Origin of the sequence: Leucobacter luti (assembly GCF_050310065.1) — a bacterium.
Classification (GTDB): domain Bacteria; phylum Actinomycetota; class Actinomycetes; order Actinomycetales; family Microbacteriaceae; genus Leucobacter; species Leucobacter luti_B.
Map to the genome: position 1 here is coordinate 312,563 of NZ_CP190007.1, position 18,360 is coordinate 330,922.

Consider the following 18,360-nt stretch of genomic DNA (forward strand, 5'->3'; position numbering starts at 1 on the left):
TCCGCCGTAGTCACTCCCCCGAGTAGTTCTCCTCGCGCGGGCGGCGCCGCCGCGGCTGGGTCGTCGCCTTCAGGAAGAGCCGCACGAGCGACTGCTTCTTCTCGAAGTAGGCGCGGGCGTCGATGTCTCCCGCCGCATACTGCGCGTCGAGCTCCGCGATCGTCTCCTCGGCGGCGCTCGGGTCGTAGCGCGACGACGAACCGTCGAAGAATTCCTGTTCCCGAATTCTCATGCGGGCGCCATCCGCTGCGTCAACACTGCCCGGTATGCGTCCTCGAGGCACGCGGCCGAGGCCTCCCAGCTCATCGCGAGCGCGTGCTGCCTCGCCGCGGCGCCCATGCGCTCCGCGAGCTCCGGATCCTGCAGCAGTCGCTCGATCGCGGCGGCCCACGCCGCCGGGTCGTCGCCAGAGACGAGGATCCCCGTCTCGCCGTCGACGACTGCCTCGCGCAGCCCGCCGGCGTTCCGCGCGACCACGGGCACTCCCGTTGCCGCGGCCTCGAGCGCGACGAGCCCGAACGTCTCCGAGTGCGAGGGCACGAGCACGAGCGTCGACTCCTGGAAGCGCTTCGCGAGCTCGCCCCGCCTGAGGGCGCCCTCGAACGCGACCGTCGTGATCATGCGGTGCCGCGCGATCGCGTCGTGCAGGCCCTCCACGTAGTCGTCGCCGTCGGGTGGCGGTGAGCCCACGATCCGGAGTACGGGGCGCCGCTCGCTCGGGATCGCCGCGACCGCCTCGATCGCGAGGTCGAAGCCCTTGAGCGGGTGAAGCCTGCCGACGACGAGCACCTCGGGGCGCCCGCCATGGGCGAACCAGTCGCGCCGCTCGTCGCACTCGCGGGTCTCGCACGGCCGGAAGAGCTTCGTGTCGACGCCGAGCGGCACGACGCACACCCGTGCCGGATCGCCGCCGAGCCGGTCGAGGATCGTCAGGCGCTCGGCCTCGCTGACGGCGATCACCAGGTCGGCGGCTTGCGCGATCAGGCGTTCCCCGGCGCGGCGCCCGGGCGACTCCGGCCGCTCGCCATCGCCGAGCGGCGAGTCCTCGTCCGCCGCGATCGAGTGGAAGCTCACGACGAGTGGGATGCCGGCCGACTCCGCCGCCGGCAGCGCCGCGATCCCGGAGAACCAGTGCTCGGCGTGCAGGAGCTGCGCGGGATCCCGAGCGATCTCCGCGGCGAGCGCCTCCGCGAACTCGGCGACGACGCCCTCGTGGTCCCCCTTCGCGAGGAGGCGCGCCGGCCCCGCGGCCAGGTGCACGACCTCGAGGTTCGGGGCGAGGCCGACGCGCTCCGCCGGCTCTTCGGAGCTCCTGCGGGTGAAGATCCGCACGCGGTGCCCGGCCCGAGCGAGGGCCTCGGCCTGCGCCTTGACGACGACGTTCATCCCCCCGGCATCCTTCGTGCCTGGCACGTCGAGCGGTGACGTGTGCAGCATCACGAAACCGATATCGAGCCCAGCGGAAGTCATGTTCCGAGGGTATATGCAGTGCGCGCCTTCCCCCTGGTGAGCTCGCAGGAAGGCGCGTTTCCGTTCCGCGGGAATACCGCGACAGTGGTCGCCGTTGTCCTGGTATTGATACCCCTAGGGGGTATATACTGGGCGCAGGACGCACCGCGCCCCGAGCAACCGGGAGGAACCATGAGCACGGCGACCATCACCGAGTACCAGGTCACAGGCATGAGCTGCGGCCACTGCGAGCGCGCGATCCGGGCCGAGGTGGGCGAGATCGACGGCGTCACCGGCGTCGACGTCAGCTCGGCGACGGGGATCCTGCGCGTCGAGACCGCGGAGGGCGCCGCCGTCGCGGACGAGGCGATCGTCGCCGCCGTCGACGAGGCGGGCTACGCCGCGACGAAGCGCTAGGTGCCACGATGCCGAACGCAACCAGCTACGAGCTCTCGATCGGTGGCATGACCTGCGCATCCTGCGCGAACCGCATCGAAAAGAAGCTCAACCGCCTCGACGGCGTCGAGGCGAGCGTCAACTATGCCACCGAGAAGGCGCGGGTCGAGGCGCCCGCGGGCATGGACCCGCAGCTCCTCATCGCCGAGGTCGAGAAGACCGGCTACACGGCCGAGCTCCCCCCGCCGCCGGCAGCCGCCGGATCCAACACCGACTCCGAAGACACCGACGCCCTGGACCCCGAGCTCGTCTCGCTCCGCCAGCGACTCATCGGCTCGATCGTGCTCGCGGTCCCCGTGATCGTCATCTCGATGGTGCCCGCCCTGCAGTTCGACTACTGGCAGTGGGCCGCGCTCGCGCTCACCGCCCCCGTGATCGTGTGGGGCGCGTGGCCGTTCCACCGCGCGGCCTGGATCAACCTGCGCCACGGCGCGGCCACAATGGACACGCTCGTGTCGGTCGGCACCTCCGCCGCCTTCCTGTGGTCGCTCTACGCCCTTTTCCTCGGCACCGCGGGCGAGAAGGGGATGACGCACGCCTTCGAGCTCACGATCCACCCGCACGACGGCGCGGGCAACATCTACCTCGAGGTCGCGGCGGGCGTCACGATGTTCCTGCTCGCGGGCCGCTACTTCGAGAAGCGCTCCAAGCGGCGGGCCGGCTCGGCGCTGCGCGCGCTCCTCGCCCTCGGCGCGAAGGACGTGGCGGTGCTGCGCGACGGCCGTGAGACCCGCGTGCCCGTCGAGGAGCTCGCCGTGGGCGACGAATTCGTCGTGCGACCGGGTGAGAAGATCGCGACCGACGGCGTCATCGTCGAGGGCGCGACCGCGATCGACGCCGCCATGCTCACGGGCGAGTCCGTGCCCGTCGAGGCGACGGTCGGCGCCCAGGTGACGGGCGGCACCGTCTCGACGAGCGGCCGGATCACGGTGCGCGCGACGCGCGTCGGCGCCGACACGCAGCTCGCCCACATGGCGAAGATGGTGGAGGACGCGCAGTCGGGCAAGGCTGAAGTGCAGCGCCTCGCCGACCGGGTCTCCGGCGTCTTTGTCCCGGTCGTGATCGTGATCGCCATCGCGACGCTCGTGACCTGGCTCGTGCTCGGCAACTCGCCAGCCGCGGCGTTCACGGCCGCCGTCGCCGTGCTCATCATCGCGTGCCCCTGCGCCCTCGGCCTCGCGACGCCGACCGCGCTCCTCGTGGGCACGGGCCGCGGCGCGCAGCTCGGGATCCTGATCAAGGGCCCGGAGGTGCTCGAGTCGACCCGCCGCGTCGACACGGTCGTGCTCGACAAGACGGGCACGGTGACGAGCGGCCAGATGTCGCTCGCGGCCGTCGTTCCGGCCCGGGATCAGGATCGCGCCGAGCTGCTTCGGCTCGCGGGCGCCGCGGAATCGGCGTCGGAGCACCCGATCGCGCAGGCGATCGCTCGCGGGGCGGAGCGAGAGCTGGGGCGTTCGCTGGGGCTCGGGGCCGAGCAGGGCGGTGCCGGCCAGGACGGTGCCGAATCCGGATCCGGATCCGGCGCTTCCCTCCCCGCGGTCGAGTCGTTCCGCAATGAGCCGGGCCGCGGCGTGACCGGCGTCGTCGCAGGCGAGACCGTGCTCGTGGGGCGCCCGGCGCTCCTCGCCGACTGGGCCGTGGCACCGGACCCCGAGCTGAGCTCGGAGTTCGAGCGGCTCGAGCAGGAGGGTCGCACCGCCGTGCTCGTCGCGTGGGGCGGCGCCGCCCGCGGCGTGCTCGCCGTCGCCGACACCGTGAAGCCGACGAGCGCCGAGGCGATCCGGGGCCTGCGCGGGCTCGGCCTCGAGCCGATCCTGCTCACCGGCGACAATCGCGCCGTGGCCGAGCAGGTCGCCGGAGAGGTCGGGATCGCGCGCGTGCACGCCGGGGTGCTCCCCGGCGACAAGGTCGACGTGATCCGGGGCCTGCAGGCCGAGGGGAAGGTCGTCGCGATGGTCGGCGACGGCGTCAACGACGCCGCGGCGCTCGCGCAGGCCGACCTCGGGCTCGCGATGGGCACGGGCACCGACGCGGCGATCGAGGCCGCCGACATCACCCTCGTGCGCGGCGACCTGCGGAGTGCGGTCGACGCGATCCGGCTCTCGCGCCGCACGCTCGCGACGATCAAGGGCAACCTGTTCTGGGCGTTCGCGTACAACGTCGCGGCGATCCCGCTCGCGGCTCTCGGCCTCCTGAACCCGATGATCGCGGGCGCGGCGATGGCGTTCTCGAGCGTCTTCGTCGTGGGCAACAGCCTGCGCCTGCGCGGCTTCCGGAGCGTTGCGCGCTGACGCTTGCGCCGCCCACCTCTTTGGAGGATGGTTGAGGGTGGGGGCGAGGGCATGAACTCGGACTGCCCGGTCTGTTTCACGTGGAACGATTGGAGCTCCTCAGCATGAGTATGGATGTGCGGCCGCCGCAGGGACCAGGCGCCTGCGACGACGAGTTCAGCGAGGGCCATCCCGCCCGCCCGGCCGACGATGCTGGCGGTCGAGGCGGCGGGCACTCGCACGGGCACTCCCACTCACACGATCACGGCCTCGGCGATCCGGGCCCCGCGACGGCGACCGGGAGGCACCGCCGCAAGCTCATCCTCGTGCTCGGGATCACGCTCGGCGTCTTCGTCATCCAGCTCGTGGGTGCCTTCATCTCGGGCTCCCTCTCCCTGCTCGCGGACTCCGGCCACATGCTCACCGACGCGACCGGTGTCGGGATCGCGCTCATCGCGAGCCTCATCGCGGGGCTCCCCGCGACCTCTCGCCGCACCTTCGGATACCTCCGCGTCGAGGTGCTCGCCGCACTCGTGAACGGCATCGTGCTGGGCGTGATCGCCGTCGTCATCTTTGTGCAGGCGATCCTGCGCTTCGGCACGGAGGTCGAGGTGCACTCCGGCCCTATGCTGATCGCGGCCGTGATCGGCGCGCTCGCGAACCTCGCCTCCCTCCTCATCCTGCGCTCCGGCCAGAAGGAGAGCCTCAACGTGCGCGGCGCCTACCTCGAGGTGCTCGGTGACCTCCTCGGCTCCCTCGCGGTCATCGCGGCGGGCCTCATCATCATGTTCACGGGCTGGACCGCGGTCGACCAGATCGCCTCGATCCTCATCGCCCTCCTCATCGCCCCTCGGGCATATAGCCTGCTCAGGGACGTCATCGACGTGCTCCTCGAGGCCTCCCCCAAGCACCTCGACGTGGAGGAGGCGCGCGCCCACATGCTCGCCGTGCCCGGCGTCTCGGAGGTCCACGACGTGCACGCCTGGACCATCACCTCGGGCGTCCCGGCGTTCTCCGCCCACGTCACGGTCGCGGACGAGGCCTGGAGCGGCCGCGGCTACCACGCGATCCTCGACGAGCTCCGCGCCTGCCTGCACGAGCACTTCGACACGGAGCACGTGACGCTCCAGCTCGAGCCCGCCTCGCACCGCGCCGCGGGCGCGCACATCCACCCGTAGCGCGGCGCGGCCCGCGCGGCGGCCGGGGGCGCGCCGTAGCGCGGGCCGCACCGCCGCACCGCCGCGTGTCCCGCCGAGTCGGCCGTAAGGCCCCATTCAGCCCCGCGAAAGGGGCCTTACGGCCCACTCGACCCCGCGAATGGGGCCTTTGGGCCCACTCGGCCCGCACACCCGAGCACCTGAGCACCTGAGCACCCGGGCGCACGGCCGTAAGGCCCGGGCACCGCGCAACCCCGCCAAGCAGCCCCACCAACTCGCCGAGTCGGCCGTAAGGCCCCATTCAGGCCCGCGAAAGGGGCCTTACGGCCCACTCGACCCCGCGAAAGGGGCCTTTGGGCCCACTCGGCCCGCACACCCGAGCATCTGAGCACCTGAGCACCCGGGCGCCCGGCCGTAAGGCCCGGGCACCGCGCAACCCCGCCAAGCAGCCCCACCAACTCGCCGAGTCGGCCGTAAGGCCCCATTCAGGCCCGCGAAAGGGGCCTTACGGCCCACTCGACCGCGCGAATGGGGCCTTACGGCCCACTCGGCACGCGGGAAGGCGCGTGGAAGACGCGGGAAGGCGCGCGAGCGCGCCCACCAACTCCACCCCTAGTCGAGCAGCAGCGCGGGCTCCTCGAGCACCGAGGCGACGTCCGCCACGAAGCGCGACACCACGTCGCCGTCGACGATGCGGTGGTCGAACGAGCCGCCCACCGTCGTCACCATGCGGGGGCGCACCTCGCCGTCGACGACCCAGGGCTTTTCCCTGATCGTGCCCATGGCCATGATCGCGCACTCCCCCGGGTTCAGGATCGGGGTGCCGAAGTCCATGCCGAACACGCCGATGTTCGTGATCGTGATCGTGCCGTTCGCCATGTCGGCGGGCGGGGTGCGGCCGTCGCGGGCCGTGATCGTGAGCTGCTCGATCGAGCGCGCGAGGTCGAGGAGGCTGAGCTCCTGCGCCTCCTTGATGTTCGGCACGATGAGTCCGCGCGGCGTCGCGGCGGCGATGCCGAGGTTCACGAAGTTGTGGCGGATGATCTCCGTCTCCGTGAATGTCGCGTTGACCTGGGGGTTTCGGCGGATCGCCCAGAGCATCGCCTTCGCGAAGATGAGCAGCGGCGAGACCTTCACGCCCGCGAAGTCGGTCGAGGTCTTCAGGCGCTTCACGAACTCCATCGTGCGCGTCGCGTCGACCTCGGTGAAGACGCTCACGTGCGGAGCCTCGAACGCGCTCTCGACCATCGCCTTTGCGATCTGCTTGCGCATGCCCTTCAGCGGGATGCGCTCCTCGCGCAGCGCGGAGCGCTCCGGCGTCTCGATGTTGCGGAAGATCTTCGCCTGCGACGCCTGCCGCACCACGTCGTCGCGCAGCACCTCGCCCGCGATGCCCGTGCCCGAAACCTCGGCCAAGTCAACGCCGAGATCCTTCGCCAGCTTCCGGATCGGGGGTTTCGCGATCACCGGAGCGGCGTCAGCGACGGGGATCGCCGCCGCGGGCGCCGCAGCCCCCGCGAGCAGCGGCTCGCCGCCGCGGCGGCGGCGCGACTTCACCGTGCCGCCCGTGCCGTAGCCGACGAGCACGGCGCCGGCGCCGGCCTCGTCCTCGTGCTCGACGCTCGCGGCGGCGTCAGCGACGCCGTCGCGCGTCTCCTCGGACTCCCCGCGGGCGGCGCCGGCAGGCGCGGCGTGCGCCCCACCGGCGGAACCGGCGAAACCGGCAGACCCGGCAGACCCGGATCCGGATCCCGATCCCGATCCCGATCCGTCCGCAGCATCAACCCCCGCGCTCACCCGCAGGATCGGCTCGCCGACGGGAACCGTCTGGCCGACCTCCGCGAGCAGCTCGGTGACGCGCCCCGTGAACGGCGAGGGCAGCTCGACGAGCGACTTCGCCGTCTCGATCTCGCAGATCACCTGGTTGAGGGCCACGTCGTCGCCCGGGGCGACGTGCCAGGCGACGATCTCGGCCTCGGTGAGCCCCTCGCCGACGTCGGGAAGGGGGAAGGTCATCTCGCTCATCGCTGCTCCTTAGCTGCTCTTTGCGGGGTTCAATGCTGCGCCGGAAGGCTCAAAATACCGGATCGCATCAAGAATCTGGTCAGTAGTGCATGGTCCGGTCGACGGCCTCGAGCACGCGGTCGGCGTCCGGCAGATAGAGGCCCTCGAGGCGGGCGGGCGGGAAGGGAACATCGTAGCCTGCGACCCGCAGCACGGGCGCCTGCAGCGAGTAGAAGGCGTGCTCGGCGACGTAGGCCGCGATCTCGCCGCCCACGCTCGCCCCGCTCTGCGCCTCCTGCGCGACGACGAGGCGCCCCGTGCGGCGCACGGAGTCGAGCAGCGGGCCGTAGTCGATGGGCGAGACGCTGCGGAGGTCGACGACCTCGATGCTCGTGCCCTCGGAGTCGGCGACCTCGGCTGCCTGCAGCAGGGTCGTCACCATCGCGCCGTAGCCGACAACGGTGCAGTCGGTGCCGGCGCGCGCGATCCGGGTGCGGTGCAGCTCGGCCGAGGGCGCCGCCGGATCCACCTCGCCCTTCTGCCAGTACTTGGCCTTGGGCTCGAAGAACAGCACGGGGTCGTCCGACTGGATCGCCTGCTGGATCATCCAGTAGGCGTCGTTCGCGGTCGAGGGCGCGACCACCCGGAGGCCGGGGGTGTGGGCGAAGTACGCCTCGGGGCTCTCCTGGTGGTGCTCGACCGCGCCGATGTGTCCGCCGTAGGGCACCCTGATCACGACGGGCATCGGGACTGCCCCGTCGTGCCGGTTCGTGATCTTCGCGAGCTGCGTCACGATCTGGTTGAAGCCGGGGAAGATGAAGCCGTCGAACTGGATCTCGCAGACGGGGCGGTACCCGCGCATGGCGAGCCCGATCGCGCTGCCCACGATGCCGGCCTCGGCGAGCGGGGTGTCGAGCACGCGCGCCGAGCCGAAGTCGGCCTGCAGCTTGTCGGTCACGCGGAAGACGCCGCCGAGCGGGCCGATGTCCTCCCCCATCAGGAGTACCTTCGGGTCCGCCGCCATCGCGGCCCGGAGCCCCTCGTTGATCGCGCGGGCGAGCGGGAGGGTCGTGCGCTCCGTGAGGAGCGGGACTGCGGGTCCGGATCCGGACCCCGCTTCGGATCCGGATCCGGATCCCTCTGCCGCCGCCGCGGCCTCCGCCGCCTCGGCCTCTGCCGTCAGCTGTTCGCTCATGCGCCAGCACCCCCCTCAAACGAAGCCTCGTAGTGCGCGAGCCACGCGCGCTGCTCCTCGATGCGCGGATGGTCCTCGGAGTAGACGTTCGCGAACATCGAGTCCGGCTCGGGCACCGGGAGCGTGAGGATCTCGTCCCGGATCCGCTTCGCCTCGCGGTCGGCCGTCTCCGCGGTCTCGGCGAAGAACGCGTCGTCGACGCCGAGCGAGCGCAGGTGCGCCTCGAGCCGCGCGATCGGGTCCCTCAGCTGCCAGTCCTCGAGCTCGCCGTGCTCGCGGTAGCGCGTCGGGTCGTCGCTCGTCGTGTGGGCGCCGATCCGGTAGGTGAGCGCCTCGATGTAGCCGGGCCCCTCGCCCGAGCGGGCGTGCCGCAGGAAGCGGCGCCCGACGGCGTAGGCCGCGAGCGGGTCGTTGCCGTCGATCTGCACGCTCCGGATCCCGAATCCGAGGGCGCGGCGATACAGCGGCGTGCGCGACTGGCGCGTCACCGGAACCGAGATGGCCCAGCGGTTGTTCTGCACGACGAAGACCTCGGGGGTCTGGTAGCTCGCCGCGAACACCATCGACTCGTTCGCGTCGCCCTGGCTCGTGGTGCCGTCGCCGTAGAAGACCATCGTGGCCTCGCCCGTTGCGGTGCCGTCCTCGCCCGGGTCGAGCGCGGTATCTGCGGCGCGCGCCTTCGCGTCGAGCAGCTGGCCGAGCGCGTAGCCGGTCGCGTGCTGCGTCTGCGCGCCGAGCACGAGCGTGTAGAGGCGGAAGTTGCCGTTGGCGGGGTCGGTGACGTCCCAGCCGCCGTGCGTCAGGCCGCGGAAGAGCGCCGCGACCTTCACGAGCGGCACGCCGCGGATCTTCGCGACCGCGTGCTCACGATAGGCGGGGAAGATCGTGTCCTGCGGCTCGGCCGCGCGCGCGAGCCCGACCTGGCAGCCCTCCTGGCCGACGCTCGGCACCCACAGCGCGAGCTGCCCCTGCCGCTGCAGATGCGTGCACTCGGTGTCGAAAGCCCTGGTCTCGACCATGTCGCGGTACCAGGTCTTGAACTCCTCGACGCCGATCCCGGCGAGCTCGTCCGCGAACGCGGCGGCCGACTCCGAGGGGGCGTAGTTGCCCTCCTCGTCGAGGAAGCGGATGGGTTCGGGATCCGTCATCCCGTATTCCAGCTGGGTCACAGAGCACCTTCCTGCGCAAGGGCCGCGCCGAGGCTCGCGCCCAGGCTCGCCCCGATGTGCGCGCGCACGATATCCACAACGACGGGCACGCTCTCCGCCTCGCCCACCGAGATCCGCACCCCGAGCCCCGGGAACGGGCGCACGAGCGTGCCAGCCTCCGCGAAGCGGGCGGCGAGCGCGGCGGTGTCGTCGATGCGCCCCTCCCCCTCGCCCTCGGGGATCCACACGAAGTTGCCCTGCGCCTCCGGCACCTCGAGCCCGAGCGCCCGCAGCGCTGCGGCGAGCGCGTCGCGCCGCGCCGTGAGCTCGGCGATCCGGCCGGCGTGCGCCGCGCGGGCCTCCGGTGCGAGCGAGGCGAGGGCCGCGGCCTCGGCGATCCCGGTCACGGAGAGCGGGATCCCGATCGTGGCGGCGGCGGCAAGGATTGCGGGATCGCCGACGGCGTAGCCGATCCGGAGCCCAGCGAGCCCGTAGGCCTTGGAGAACGTGCGCAGCACGACGAGGTTCGCGTGCTCGCCGAGCACCTCCTCGCCGCGCACCGCCTCGGGGTCGGTGACGAACTCGCGGTAGGCCTCGTCGAGGATCACGAGCGTGTCGCTCGGGACGCGGGCCATGAAGCGGTCGAAATCCTCGCGCCGGATCGTGGGGCCCGTGGGGTTGTTCGGCGTGCAGAGGAGGATGACGCGCGTGCGCTCCGTCACGGCGTCGGCCATGGCGTCGAGGTCGTGCTCGGCGCGCTCGGCCAGGGGCACGCGCACGGCAGTCGCGGCGTTCGCGAGCCCGAGGGAGGGATACGCCTCGAAGCTCGGCCACGCGAACAGGTACTCGTCGCCGGCCGCGGCCGCGGCCTGCACGAGCTGGAACAGGATCGCGACGGATCCCGCGGCGAGATGCACGTGGTCGAGGGTGACCCCGAACTCGCCCGCGATCCTCGCGCGGAGCTCGGGCATCGCGGCCGCCGCGTAGCGGTTGACCTCGCTCGCGGCGGCGATCGCCTCGCGCACGCCGGGCAGCGGGTCGAACGGGTTCTCGTTGCTCGACAGCTTGAACCCCGGCTCCGTGGGCGTCGCGCCCTGACGGTACGGGGGCACCGCGAGCACGTCTGCACGAAGGCGCACGGGAGGAATGGCGGTTTCGCTCATGCGTCCGAGTGTACTGAGGGGTGCATCGCGGGGCTGGGATACGCGCGGAAATCCCTCGTCACGGGCACAGCTTGCGCACATGTGGGGCGGGGCGCCGCGCGCCGCGCCCCACATGTGCCCCGTTGCATCACTCCCGCGCCGCCCCGCGTCGAGTCGGCCGGAAGGCCCCATTCACGCGCACGAATGGGGCCTTCCGGCCGACTCGAGGGCGGGAATGGGGCTCAAGGGCCGACTCGGCGGACGCCGTCTGATCCGGGCCATCCCCAGGCAGGTCGCGCCCAGCCACTCAGCCCGTGAGACTTGCGCGCATCTGGATCCGTCGCCCATATGCAGCAATACCCTCGGCGAGCTCTTCGGCCTCGATGCGCCGGAGGTCTGGGCTGTCCGGATCCGCCTCGACGAAGCCGAATCTCGCATAGAACGGCCCGTTCCAAGCAATATCGGCATAGGTTCGGAGGGTCATGCTCCCGTACCCGAGCCTGGCGGCCTCCCGCATCGTGGCGCGAAGAAGCTCTGATCCAATGCCGCGCCGGCTCCACCGGGGATCGACCGCAATTTGCTCCAGGTGAGCGCCGTCTTGCAACGCGAGCACATGCGTGAATCCGGCAAGCAGCTGCCCGCGCGGCGCCGAGCACTCGGCGACGAGGATGAAGCCCGGCGCGACTACCCGGGAGCGGCCCGGCGTTGGTGCTGGCCAGTCTGTACATTGGAATCTTTCGACGAACAAGCAATCCGCGGCCCGCTCGATCTCTGCAAGCGAATCAAGGTCGGCCTCCTCCGCCGGGCGCACTCGCGCTTCCAGCGACGGCCCGGCACCGCTCCCCTGCTGTTCCATGCTCCAGAGCCTAGTGAGAGCCCCCTCCTGTGCCCTGCCGCCCCGCTGCACCCCGATCCCCGCTGCACCCCGCCTCCCCGCGCCGAGTCGGCCGGAAGGCCCCATTCACGCGCACGAATGGGGCCTTCCGGCCGACTCGAGGGCGGGAATGGGGCTTTCGGGCCCACTCGGCGCCCCTCAACCCTCAACCCACAACCTCACCTCTCAACCCATCACCACCCCCTCCCACCGTGGGGTGAGAGACTGGGGGCATGCGGATCATCATTCGAGTCCTGGTCAATGCGTTCGCGCTCTGGCTCACCACGCTTATCGTGGGCGGGCCCGGTCAGCACGGGATCTGGATCGTGCCGATCCAGGACGACACCTGGGGGAACATCGCCACGCTCGTGCTCGTCGCCCTCGTGTTCGGCCTCGTGAACGCGACGCTCGGCAAGGTGGTGCGCTTCGTCTCGATTCCGCTCTACATCCTCACGCTCGGGCTGTTTGGCCTGATCGTGAACGGGATCATGATCGCGGTGGTCGCCTGGCTCTCCGAGCTTGCCGGCTTCGGTCTCACGGTTGAGACGTTCTGGTGGGGCGTGCTCGCGGCGCTCGTGCTCTCGATCCTGGCCGGGATCCTGAACGGCCTCCTCGGCACGTCCAAGAAGAAGGACGATCGCCGGTGATCCCTGGCTCCGACCCGAACATCCCCCTGCGGGTGTCGTTTGTCTGCACCGGCAACATCTGCCGCTCCCCCATGGGCGAGGTCGTGCTGCGCAGTCTCGCGGCTGACGAGGGCTTCGGTGCCGACCGCCTCGTCGTGACCTCCCGCGGCACGGGCGGCTGGCACGAGGGCGATCCCGCAGACCCGCGCACGGTGGTCGCGCTCGCCGAGCACGGCTACGACGGTTCGGCCCACCGCGCGGCCCAGCTCACGCGCGCAGATGTGACGCAGAATCACCTGCTCGTCGCCCTCGCGCGGGATCACGAGCGCGCACTCCTCACGGCGGGTGCGCCGCGGGATCGCGTCGTGCTGCTCACGGCGTTCGATCCGGATCGGCCCGAGGATCCCGACGTGTTCGACCCGTACTACGCGAACGCACAGGCCTTTTCCGATGTGCTCACGCAGGTCGTGCGCAGCACGGCGAAGCTGCTCGAGAACCTGATTCCGCGCCTGGAGCGCTGACCGGGAGACACGCAGGCGCGGAGGATGTCCAGATCCCGCGCGGCAGGGGGCCGTGGGAGACCGCGAGAGACCGTGGGAGAATGGTGGGGCGGCTGCGCCACCGTGCGTCTGCCGCGCTGCCTGGCCGCGCCCGGGCACACACGCAGACCAGCCTCACGACACGCACGGAGACTCCATGACGCCCCTGCCCCAGCAGCCCATCAGCCCGCTCGACGGCCGCTACCGCGCCGCGGTCGCCCAGCTCGGCGACACGCTCTCGGAGGCGGGGCTGAATAAGGCTCGCGTCCACGTCGAGGTCGAGTGGCTCGCCTACCTCACCGAGCACTCGCTGCTCGGCGGCACCCCGATCCCGGCGGAGGAGCTCGCGTCGCTGCGCGAGTGGGCGGCGAACTTCGGCCAGGCCGAGATCGACGAGCTCGCTGAGACGGAGCGCACGACGCAGCACGACGTGAAGGCCGTCGAGTACCTCGTGCGCGCCCGCCTCGAGCAGCAGGGCCTCGGCCACCTGGCCGAGCTCACGCACGTGTGCTGCACGAGCGAGGACATCAACAACCTCTCCTACGCCCTCACGGTGAAGCAGGCGGTCGCCGACGTTTGGCGCCCGCGCTTCGAGCAGGTCATCGCCGAGCTCGCCCGCCAGGCGGAGGAGTACCGCGAGCTGCCCATGATGAGCCGTACGCACGGCCAGCCCGCGACGCCGACGACGCTCGGCAAGGAGCTCGCGGTCTTCGTCTACCGGCTCGAGCGCCAGCTCAACCAGATCGACGACGTCGAATACCTGGGCAAGTTCTCCGGCGCGACCGGCACCTTTGCGGCCCATCTCGCCGCGGATCCGAGCGTCGACTGGGCCGCGGTGTCGCAGGAGTTCGTCGAGGGCCTCGGCCTCGACTGGAACCCCCTGACCACGCAGATCGAGTCGCACGACTGGCAGGCGGAGCTCTACACGCGGATCGCGCACGCGAACCGCATCCTGCACAACCTCGCGACCGATATCTGGAGCTACATCTCGATCGGCTACTTCCGCCAGATCCCGGTCGCCGGCGCGACGGGCTCCTCGACGATGCCGCACAAGGTCAACCCGATCCGCTTCGAGAACGCGGAGGCGAACCTCGAGCTCTCGAACGCGATCCTCGACTCGCTCGCCGCCACCCTCGTGACGAGCCGCTGGCAGCGCGACCTCACCGACTCCTCCGCGCAGCGCAACATCGGCGTCGGCTTCGGCCACTCGGTGCTCGCGCTCGACAACATCCTGAAGGGCCTCGGCCAGATCGACGCGGCGCCCGAGGTGCTCGCTGCCGATCTCGACGCCAACTGGGAGGTGCTCGGCGAGGCGATCCAGACGGTGATCCGCGCCGAGGTGACGGCGGGCCGCTCCTCCATCAGCGACCCGTACGCGGCGCTCAAGGAGCTCACGCGCGGCCGCCGGATCGGCCAGGCCGAGCTCGTCGAGTTTGTCGAGGGCCTCGAGATCGGCGACGATGCGAAGCAGCGCCTGCTCGCGCTCACCCCGGCGACCTACATCGGCGACGCGGTGCGCCTTCTCGACTACCTGCAGCGCTAGCGGCCGAGGTCGCAGCTGACGTTTGCGGCGCGGGGTCCGGATCCGGATCCCGCGCCGCTTTCTTGTCTTTCCGGGGCTTCCTGAGCGGCAGCCGGGTGCCGCGCCCCCGCGGATGCGAGAGAGTTAAAGGTCACACATTCATCTGAGGAAGGATCCGGACATGTCCGAGGCCGAGTCCCGTTTCGCACGGAGCCGCACGATGCACCGCTTCACCGCTCGCCGCGTCACCGTCACGCACGTCGTCGAGATCGAGCACTTCACGCGGGTGACGCTTTCGAGCGACGAGCTCGGCGACTGGGCGAGCACGGGCCCCGAGGACCACGCGAAGGTGTTCTTCCCCGACCCCGAGACGGGCGTGCTTGCGGCGCCGACGCCTGCCGGGCCGGGCGAGTCCGGGATCGTGCGCCCGGAGGGTCCGGCATTCGGCCGGGACTTCACCCCGCTCAACGTGCGCACCGACCCGGCGTCCGGCCACCGCGTCTTCGACATCGACGTGCTGCGGCACGACGATCCGGGCCCCGCGGCGCGCTGGGCTGAGGAGGCCGAGCCCGGCGACGAGATCGTGATCGTCGGCCCGCGCGGCTCCGTGGGGGCAGCGGTTGCGGCCCCCTCGCTCCTGCTCGTCGTTGACCCGACGGCGTTCCCCGCGGCGGCGCGCTGGATCGAGGACATGCCCGACGCGGCGAGGATCCACGTGATCGCCGACGTCGACGGCCCGCTCGACTGGGTCCGCAGCTACCTGGCGGCGCAGAGCGGCCGCGACGTGCCTGTATCCGCGGCCGGTCAGGGCGAGAACGGGCTCGCGGAGGCCGTCGCGCAGGCCAGAGTCGACGCCGACACCTACGTCTTCGCCGCGGGCGAGGCCGGCCGGCTCGTGCCGCTCCGCCGCCTGCTCAAGCAGGAGCTCGCACTCCCCCGCGAGCAGTGGCGCGTGAGTGGCTACTGGAAGAGCGGCACCGTGAACTTCGACCACCATGCCCCGATCGACCCGGCGGACCCTGAGGACTGAGTCCACAGTTCGCTCTCGCCCCGGTACGATGGGGCGATGGCCGAGCAGACACCCCGCGAACCGCGGAAGCGGTCGGCGTGCGGCGTGCGGAGGCTCTCCGTCGGCGCGGTCCTCGACGAGTTCTTCTTCGTCTTCGCGGGCATCGCGGCCGTCTGGCTCGCCTGGCTGGTCCTCACTGAGACCTTCTCGATCGGCTGGTTCGGGATCGTGTTCTTCATCGTGTTCTGGGCGGTGCTGGCATACCTCGCGCTCCCCCGGCTCCACCGGATCCTGACGGCGATCTACGTTCCCGACTACTTCATCGGTCGCACGCGCACGAGCGACGGCCTGCTCGGGGACCCGATCAATGCGGCCGTGCGCGGCAGCGCGGATGAGGTGCACGAGGCCATGCGACGGGCCGGCTGGACGCTCGCGGATCCCGTGACGCTCGCAAGCTCGTGGCGGATCATCGCCTCGACGGCGACGCGGCGAAGCTATGCCGAGGCCCCCGTGAGCCCGCTGTTCCTGTTCTCGCGGAAGCAGGACTTCGCGTATCAGCAGGAGGTCGCTGGGAACCCGGCGAAGCGGCACCATGTGCGGTTCTGGCGGACCCCGGACGGGTGGCCGCTGCCCGGCGGCGCCCGCGTCGACTGGCTTGCGGCCGGCACCTTCGACCGCGCGGTGGGCTTCTCGCTCTTCACCCTGCAGGTCACGCACAAGATCGACGCGGACACGGACGTGGAGCGAGATCACCTGATCAGGACCGTGCAGGAGGCGAATCCCCGCGCACGGCTCGAGGTGCTCGTCGACTTCTCCACGGGCTACCACGCGAGAAACGGCGGCGGCGACACGATCCGGACCGACGGAAATCTCCCGATCCTGGACCTGCGGGCGCGAGGCCGCGATACTCAGAGTGGAGCGGCCCGATGACCGGCCAGGCGCGCGGCCCGCGCCCGGGAACCCTCGCGATGGGCGCAGGGTTGATCGTGGCTCGCGCCCTCGGCGGCGTCTTGTGGAGCATCAGCCTCGTGCGCGGCACGCCCGAGATCGCAGCCGAGAACGACGTCGAACTCGCCGCGGCCGAAATGATCGTGGGGGTCGCCGTCGTGTTCCAGGGCGTCTGGATGCTGATCCTGCTCCTGCTCGCCTGGCTCGTGTGGCGCGGGCAGAACTGGGCCAGGGTGCTCGTGATGTTCGGCACCACGCTCAGCATTATTAGTGCCGCCATCGGGCACTTCGCCTCGGATGAGGCGATCACGATCCGGACGACATTGCTCACGCTTGCCCTGGACATCCTGATCCTGCTCGCCCTTTCGTCGCGGGAATCGCGTCGCTGGTGCTCCGAAAGGCACAGAATCCCCTGATCCACCCGAGCTAGGATGGGAACCATGAACCGAGTTGGGCGTCCGCGGGAAGCCGGGATCGACGCTCGAATCGTAGACGCCGTCGCCGAGCTCGTGCCGCAGTACGGCTACTCCGGGCTGACGGTGGAGCGCGTGGTGAAGGTGGCGAAGACCTCGAAGCCCGCCTTCTACCGTCGCTTCAAGAGCATTGCGGACGTGGTGCCGCTCATCCTCGCCTCCCGCTTCGGCACGGACGTCGACGTCGATACGGGATCGGTCGCCGGAGACCTGCTCGAGATCCAGATCCGGCAGTGCGAGCTATACAACCACGTGCTCACGCGGAGCGCGCTCGCGGGGTTCCTCGACTACCTCGCGATCCATCCCGACGACGCGAAGCCCTTCGTCGAGGGGTATCTCGCGCCGCGGCGCGCGTTCACACACGTGCTGCTGGATCGCGGCGTCGCCCGCGGAGAGATCCCCGCCGGTGCGGATCCCGCGTACGTGGCCGATCTACTGACGGGGCCGGTGATCATGCGGGGGCTTCTCCCCGGTATGCCCGCGATCGACGCCGAACTCGTACGACGCACCGTCAGCACGGTGCTCACCGAGATCGGTTACACGGGCGATCGGAGCATGCTCGAGGACTTCGAGTTCCCCCGCGAGGCCTAGCGCTGCTCAGGCCTCGCAGTCCGGCCTAGTGCCAGTACTTTCCGCCGTCCTCCGGCGTCTGCAGATCCTGCCGCGCCTGCAGGTCCTCCTTGCTCGGCTTGCCGCCGAGACCCACGAGGGCGACCATCATGACCGACACGATGAAGCCCACGCCGAAGAAGATCGCGGAGAGGACGAGGTTGCGTGTCGCGAGCAGCACCACGAGGCCGGCGAACACGCCGAGGACCACGGAGAAGCCCACGAGCTCGAGCGGACGCAAACGGTCTCGACGCGAGGGCGTCACAGGCTGTTTGGTGGGCTCGCTGCGGTCAGTCATGTTCTGCTTTCAGTTCTGGGTGTTACTTGCTGGCGTCGCGTCGCGTGTCGAACGCGGAGATGCCGAGGAAGACGCCCGCGATCACCGCGTAGGCGCCAAAGAAGCCAAGGACCGCCACCTGATCCTCGCGCGCCAGCAGCACGACGATGGCGAGCAGCAGGCCGACCCCGCCGAGCAGGGGCGCGTCGGCGCGGCTGCCGGGGCGCACAGCGGCCCCGATGAACTCGAGGAGGGCGCTCACGAGCGACCACGCGGCGATCGCGACCGCGAACGCGATCGTCGACCCGCCGAAGGGCAGCGCCGCGGCGGCCACGAAGGCCACGACGGCGAGGAGCGCGGGCACGGCCCTGCGGCCGGCCGCGCCAGCCGAGAGCGCCTCGATCAGGTGCGCGACGCCGATCGCCGCGAGCGAGGCCGTCACCACGGCCACGTCGAAGCCGAGCTGCTCGTGCATGGTGGCGGAAAAGGCGATCGCCAGCCCCGCGATCAGGAGGACGGCGACGCGGATCAGCCGGACGGACCGCGATGCGGGTGCGTCCGGTGCCGTCGTCGGGCTTGCAGTCGTCACCGTAGCGGACATGGCACCCCTTTCGTTACCCCACCAGTCTACCGCGCCTCCCCGAGTCCAAACTGCGCCC

The 18,360-nt window shown here is 71.0% G+C and carries 19 protein-coding genes; 10 read left to right on the top strand and 9 right to left on the bottom strand.

The genetic code is table 11. The features are described from left to right. Positions 1 to 10: 10 nt before the first annotated feature. The gene (locus ACOPJ3_RS01410; RefSeq protein WP_427870049.1) at positions 11 to 232 is read right to left on the bottom strand and encodes a hypothetical protein; all 222 of its coding nucleotides are present in this window, start codon (positions 230 to 232) and stop codon (positions 11 to 13) included. Continuing rightward, positions 229 to 1,470, bottom strand: coding sequence for a glycosyltransferase (locus ACOPJ3_RS01415; RefSeq protein WP_427870050.1), 1,242 nt, complete (start codon positions 1,468 to 1,470; stop codon positions 229 to 231). The genes ACOPJ3_RS01410 and ACOPJ3_RS01415 overlap by 4 nt, the downstream gene beginning before the upstream one ends. A 171-nt stretch (positions 1,471 to 1,641) precedes the next feature. Here ACOPJ3_RS01415 and ACOPJ3_RS01420 point away from each other — a divergent pair, with 171 nt between their 5' ends. From ACOPJ3_RS01420 to ACOPJ3_RS01430, 3 genes are all read left to right on the top strand, one after another. Continuing rightward, positions 1,642 to 1,866 carry a heavy-metal-associated domain-containing protein gene (locus tag ACOPJ3_RS01420; protein WP_427870051.1) on the top strand — a complete coding sequence of 75 codons (225 nt, stop codon included), beginning with the start codon at positions 1,642 to 1,644 and terminating at the stop codon, positions 1,864 to 1,866. Positions 1,867 to 1,874: 8 nt separating this feature from the next. Next, positions 1,875 to 4,199, top strand: a complete 2,325-nt coding sequence (locus tag ACOPJ3_RS01425; RefSeq protein WP_427870052.1) for a heavy metal translocating P-type ATPase — start codon at positions 1,875 to 1,877, stop codon at positions 4,197 to 4,199. Positions 4,200 to 4,303: 104 nt separating this feature from the next. Further along, a complete protein-coding gene (locus tag ACOPJ3_RS01430; protein WP_427870053.1) occupies positions 4,304 to 5,356 on the top strand; it encodes a cation diffusion facilitator family transporter in 1,053 nt (350 codons plus the stop codon). A gap of 591 nt (positions 5,357 to 5,947) precedes the next feature. Here the strand turns inward: ACOPJ3_RS01430 and ACOPJ3_RS01435 are convergent. The 5 genes from ACOPJ3_RS01435 to ACOPJ3_RS01455 form a co-directional block, all read right to left on the bottom strand. Beyond that, positions 5,948 to 7,360, bottom strand: a complete 1,413-nt coding sequence (locus ACOPJ3_RS01435) for a dihydrolipoamide acetyltransferase family protein (RefSeq protein ID WP_427870054.1) — start codon at positions 7,358 to 7,360, stop codon at positions 5,948 to 5,950. A gap of 79 nt (positions 7,361 to 7,439) precedes the next feature. Beyond that, positions 7,440 to 8,534, bottom strand: coding sequence for an alpha-ketoacid dehydrogenase subunit beta (locus tag ACOPJ3_RS01440; RefSeq protein ID WP_427870055.1), 1,095 nt, complete (start codon positions 8,532 to 8,534; stop codon positions 7,440 to 7,442). Beyond that, positions 8,531 to 9,682: a thiamine pyrophosphate-dependent enzyme gene (locus tag ACOPJ3_RS01445; RefSeq protein ID WP_427871247.1), complete on the bottom strand. Its 1,152-nt coding sequence runs from the start codon at positions 9,680 to 9,682 to the stop codon at positions 8,531 to 8,533. The genes ACOPJ3_RS01440 and ACOPJ3_RS01445 overlap by 4 nt, the downstream gene beginning before the upstream one ends. Before the next feature lie 17 nt (positions 9,683 to 9,699). After that, positions 9,700 to 10,845 (bottom strand): histidinol-phosphate transaminase, encoded by a 1,146-nt coding sequence (locus ACOPJ3_RS01450; RefSeq protein WP_427870056.1) that lies wholly within the window; start codon positions 10,843 to 10,845, stop codon positions 9,700 to 9,702. A gap of 286 nt (positions 10,846 to 11,131) precedes the next feature. Next, on the bottom strand, positions 11,132 to 11,680 hold the full coding sequence (locus ACOPJ3_RS01455; protein ID WP_427870057.1) for a GNAT family N-acetyltransferase: 549 nt from the start codon (positions 11,678 to 11,680) through the stop codon (positions 11,132 to 11,134). 251 nt (positions 11,681 to 11,931) lie between these two features. Here ACOPJ3_RS01455 and ACOPJ3_RS01460 point away from each other — a divergent pair, with 251 nt between their 5' ends. From ACOPJ3_RS01460 to ACOPJ3_RS01490, 7 genes are all read left to right on the top strand, one after another. Beyond that, positions 11,932 to 12,345: a phage holin family protein gene (locus ACOPJ3_RS01460; protein ID WP_427870058.1), complete on the top strand. Its 414-nt coding sequence runs from the start codon at positions 11,932 to 11,934 to the stop codon at positions 12,343 to 12,345. Beyond that, positions 12,342 to 12,845 (top strand): low molecular weight protein-tyrosine-phosphatase, encoded by a 504-nt coding sequence (locus ACOPJ3_RS01465; protein WP_427870059.1) that lies wholly within the window; start codon positions 12,342 to 12,344, stop codon positions 12,843 to 12,845. Before ACOPJ3_RS01460 ends, ACOPJ3_RS01465 begins: the two co-directional genes overlap by 4 nt. A 175-nt stretch (positions 12,846 to 13,020) precedes the next feature. Further along, the gene (gene purB / locus ACOPJ3_RS01470; protein WP_427870060.1) at positions 13,021 to 14,406 is read left to right on the top strand and encodes an adenylosuccinate lyase; all 1,386 of its coding nucleotides are present in this window, start codon (positions 13,021 to 13,023) and stop codon (positions 14,404 to 14,406) included. Positions 14,407 to 14,566: 160 nt separating this feature from the next. Further along, the gene (locus ACOPJ3_RS01475; protein ID WP_427870061.1) at positions 14,567 to 15,415 is read left to right on the top strand and encodes a siderophore-interacting protein; all 849 of its coding nucleotides are present in this window, start codon (positions 14,567 to 14,569) and stop codon (positions 15,413 to 15,415) included. Positions 15,416 to 15,451: 36 nt separating this feature from the next. Next, positions 15,452 to 16,324 carry an LssY C-terminal domain-containing protein gene (locus ACOPJ3_RS01480; protein ID WP_427870062.1) on the top strand — a complete coding sequence of 291 codons (873 nt, stop codon included), beginning with the start codon at positions 15,452 to 15,454 and terminating at the stop codon, positions 16,322 to 16,324. After that, on the top strand, positions 16,321 to 16,758 hold the full coding sequence (locus ACOPJ3_RS01485) for a hypothetical protein (RefSeq protein ID WP_427870063.1): 438 nt from the start codon (positions 16,321 to 16,323) through the stop codon (positions 16,756 to 16,758). The genes ACOPJ3_RS01480 and ACOPJ3_RS01485 overlap by 4 nt, the downstream gene beginning before the upstream one ends. A 24-nt stretch (positions 16,759 to 16,782) precedes the next feature. Continuing rightward, positions 16,783 to 17,406: a TetR/AcrR family transcriptional regulator gene (locus ACOPJ3_RS01490; protein ID WP_427870064.1), complete on the top strand. Its 624-nt coding sequence runs from the start codon at positions 16,783 to 16,785 to the stop codon at positions 17,404 to 17,406. A 25-nt stretch (positions 17,407 to 17,431) separates the two neighbouring features. Here the strand turns inward: ACOPJ3_RS01490 and ACOPJ3_RS01495 are convergent, their stop codons facing one another. Further along, entirely contained in the window at positions 17,432 to 17,722 is a 291-nt protein-coding gene (locus ACOPJ3_RS01495) for an ABC transporter ATP-binding protein (protein ID WP_427870065.1), read from the bottom strand. 22 nt (positions 17,723 to 17,744) lie between these two features. Beyond that, positions 17,745 to 18,302 carry a hypothetical protein gene (locus ACOPJ3_RS01500; RefSeq protein ID WP_427870066.1) on the bottom strand — a complete coding sequence of 186 codons (558 nt, stop codon included), beginning with the start codon at positions 18,300 to 18,302 and terminating at the stop codon, positions 17,745 to 17,747. Positions 18,303 to 18,360: the final 58 nt, after the last annotated feature.

What these genes read in the sequence shown, in the direction of transcription:
- ACOPJ3_RS01475 (WP_427870061.1), top strand. Translation starts at nt 14,567, where the DNA reads ATGTCCGAGGCCGAGTCCCGTTTCGCACGGAGCCGCACGATGCACCGC.
- ACOPJ3_RS01480 (WP_427870062.1), top strand. Translation starts at nt 15,452, where the DNA reads ATGGCCGAGCAGACACCCCGCGAACCGCGGAAGCGGTCGGCGTGCGGC.
- ACOPJ3_RS01420 (WP_427870051.1), top strand. Translation starts at nt 1,642, where the DNA reads ATGAGCACGGCGACCATCACCGAGTACCAGGTCACAGGCATGAGCTGC.
- ACOPJ3_RS01435 (WP_427870054.1), bottom strand. Translation starts at nt 7,360, where the DNA reads ATGAGCGAGATGACCTTCCCCCTTCCCGACGTCGGCGAGGGGCTCACC.
- ACOPJ3_RS01410 (WP_427870049.1), bottom strand. Translation starts at nt 232, where the DNA reads ATGAGAATTCGGGAACAGGAATTCTTCGACGGTTCGTCGTCGCGCTAC.
- ACOPJ3_RS01445 (WP_427871247.1), bottom strand. Translation starts at nt 9,682, where the DNA reads ATGACGGATCCCGAACCCATCCGCTTCCTCGACGAGGAGGGCAACTAC.
- purB (WP_427870060.1), top strand. Translation starts at nt 13,021, where the DNA reads ATGACGCCCCTGCCCCAGCAGCCCATCAGCCCGCTCGACGGCCGCTAC.
- ACOPJ3_RS01455 (WP_427870057.1), bottom strand. Translation starts at nt 11,680, where the DNA reads ATGGAACAGCAGGGGAGCGGTGCCGGGCCGTCGCTGGAAGCGCGAGTG.
- ACOPJ3_RS01460 (WP_427870058.1), top strand. Translation starts at nt 11,932, where the DNA reads ATGCGGATCATCATTCGAGTCCTGGTCAATGCGTTCGCGCTCTGGCTC.
- ACOPJ3_RS01450 (WP_427870056.1), bottom strand. Translation starts at nt 10,845, where the DNA reads ATGAGCGAAACCGCCATTCCTCCCGTGCGCCTTCGTGCAGACGTGCTC.
- ACOPJ3_RS01440 (WP_427870055.1), bottom strand. Translation starts at nt 8,534, where the DNA reads ATGAGCGAACAGCTGACGGCAGAGGCCGAGGCGGCGGAGGCCGCGGCG.
- ACOPJ3_RS01495 (WP_427870065.1), bottom strand. Translation starts at nt 17,722, where the DNA reads ATGACTGACCGCAGCGAGCCCACCAAACAGCCTGTGACGCCCTCGCGT.
- ACOPJ3_RS01500 (WP_427870066.1), bottom strand. Translation starts at nt 18,302, where the DNA reads ATGTCCGCTACGGTGACGACTGCAAGCCCGACGACGGCACCGGACGCA.
- ACOPJ3_RS01415 (WP_427870050.1), bottom strand. Translation starts at nt 1,470, where the DNA reads ATGACTTCCGCTGGGCTCGATATCGGTTTCGTGATGCTGCACACGTCA.
- ACOPJ3_RS01485 (WP_427870063.1), top strand. Translation starts at nt 16,321, where the DNA reads ATGACCGGCCAGGCGCGCGGCCCGCGCCCGGGAACCCTCGCGATGGGC.
- ACOPJ3_RS01430 (WP_427870053.1), top strand. Translation starts at nt 4,304, where the DNA reads ATGAGTATGGATGTGCGGCCGCCGCAGGGACCAGGCGCCTGCGACGAC.
- ACOPJ3_RS01425 (WP_427870052.1), top strand. Translation starts at nt 1,875, where the DNA reads ATGCCGAACGCAACCAGCTACGAGCTCTCGATCGGTGGCATGACCTGC.
- ACOPJ3_RS01490 (WP_427870064.1), top strand. Translation starts at nt 16,783, where the DNA reads ATGAACCGAGTTGGGCGTCCGCGGGAAGCCGGGATCGACGCTCGAATC.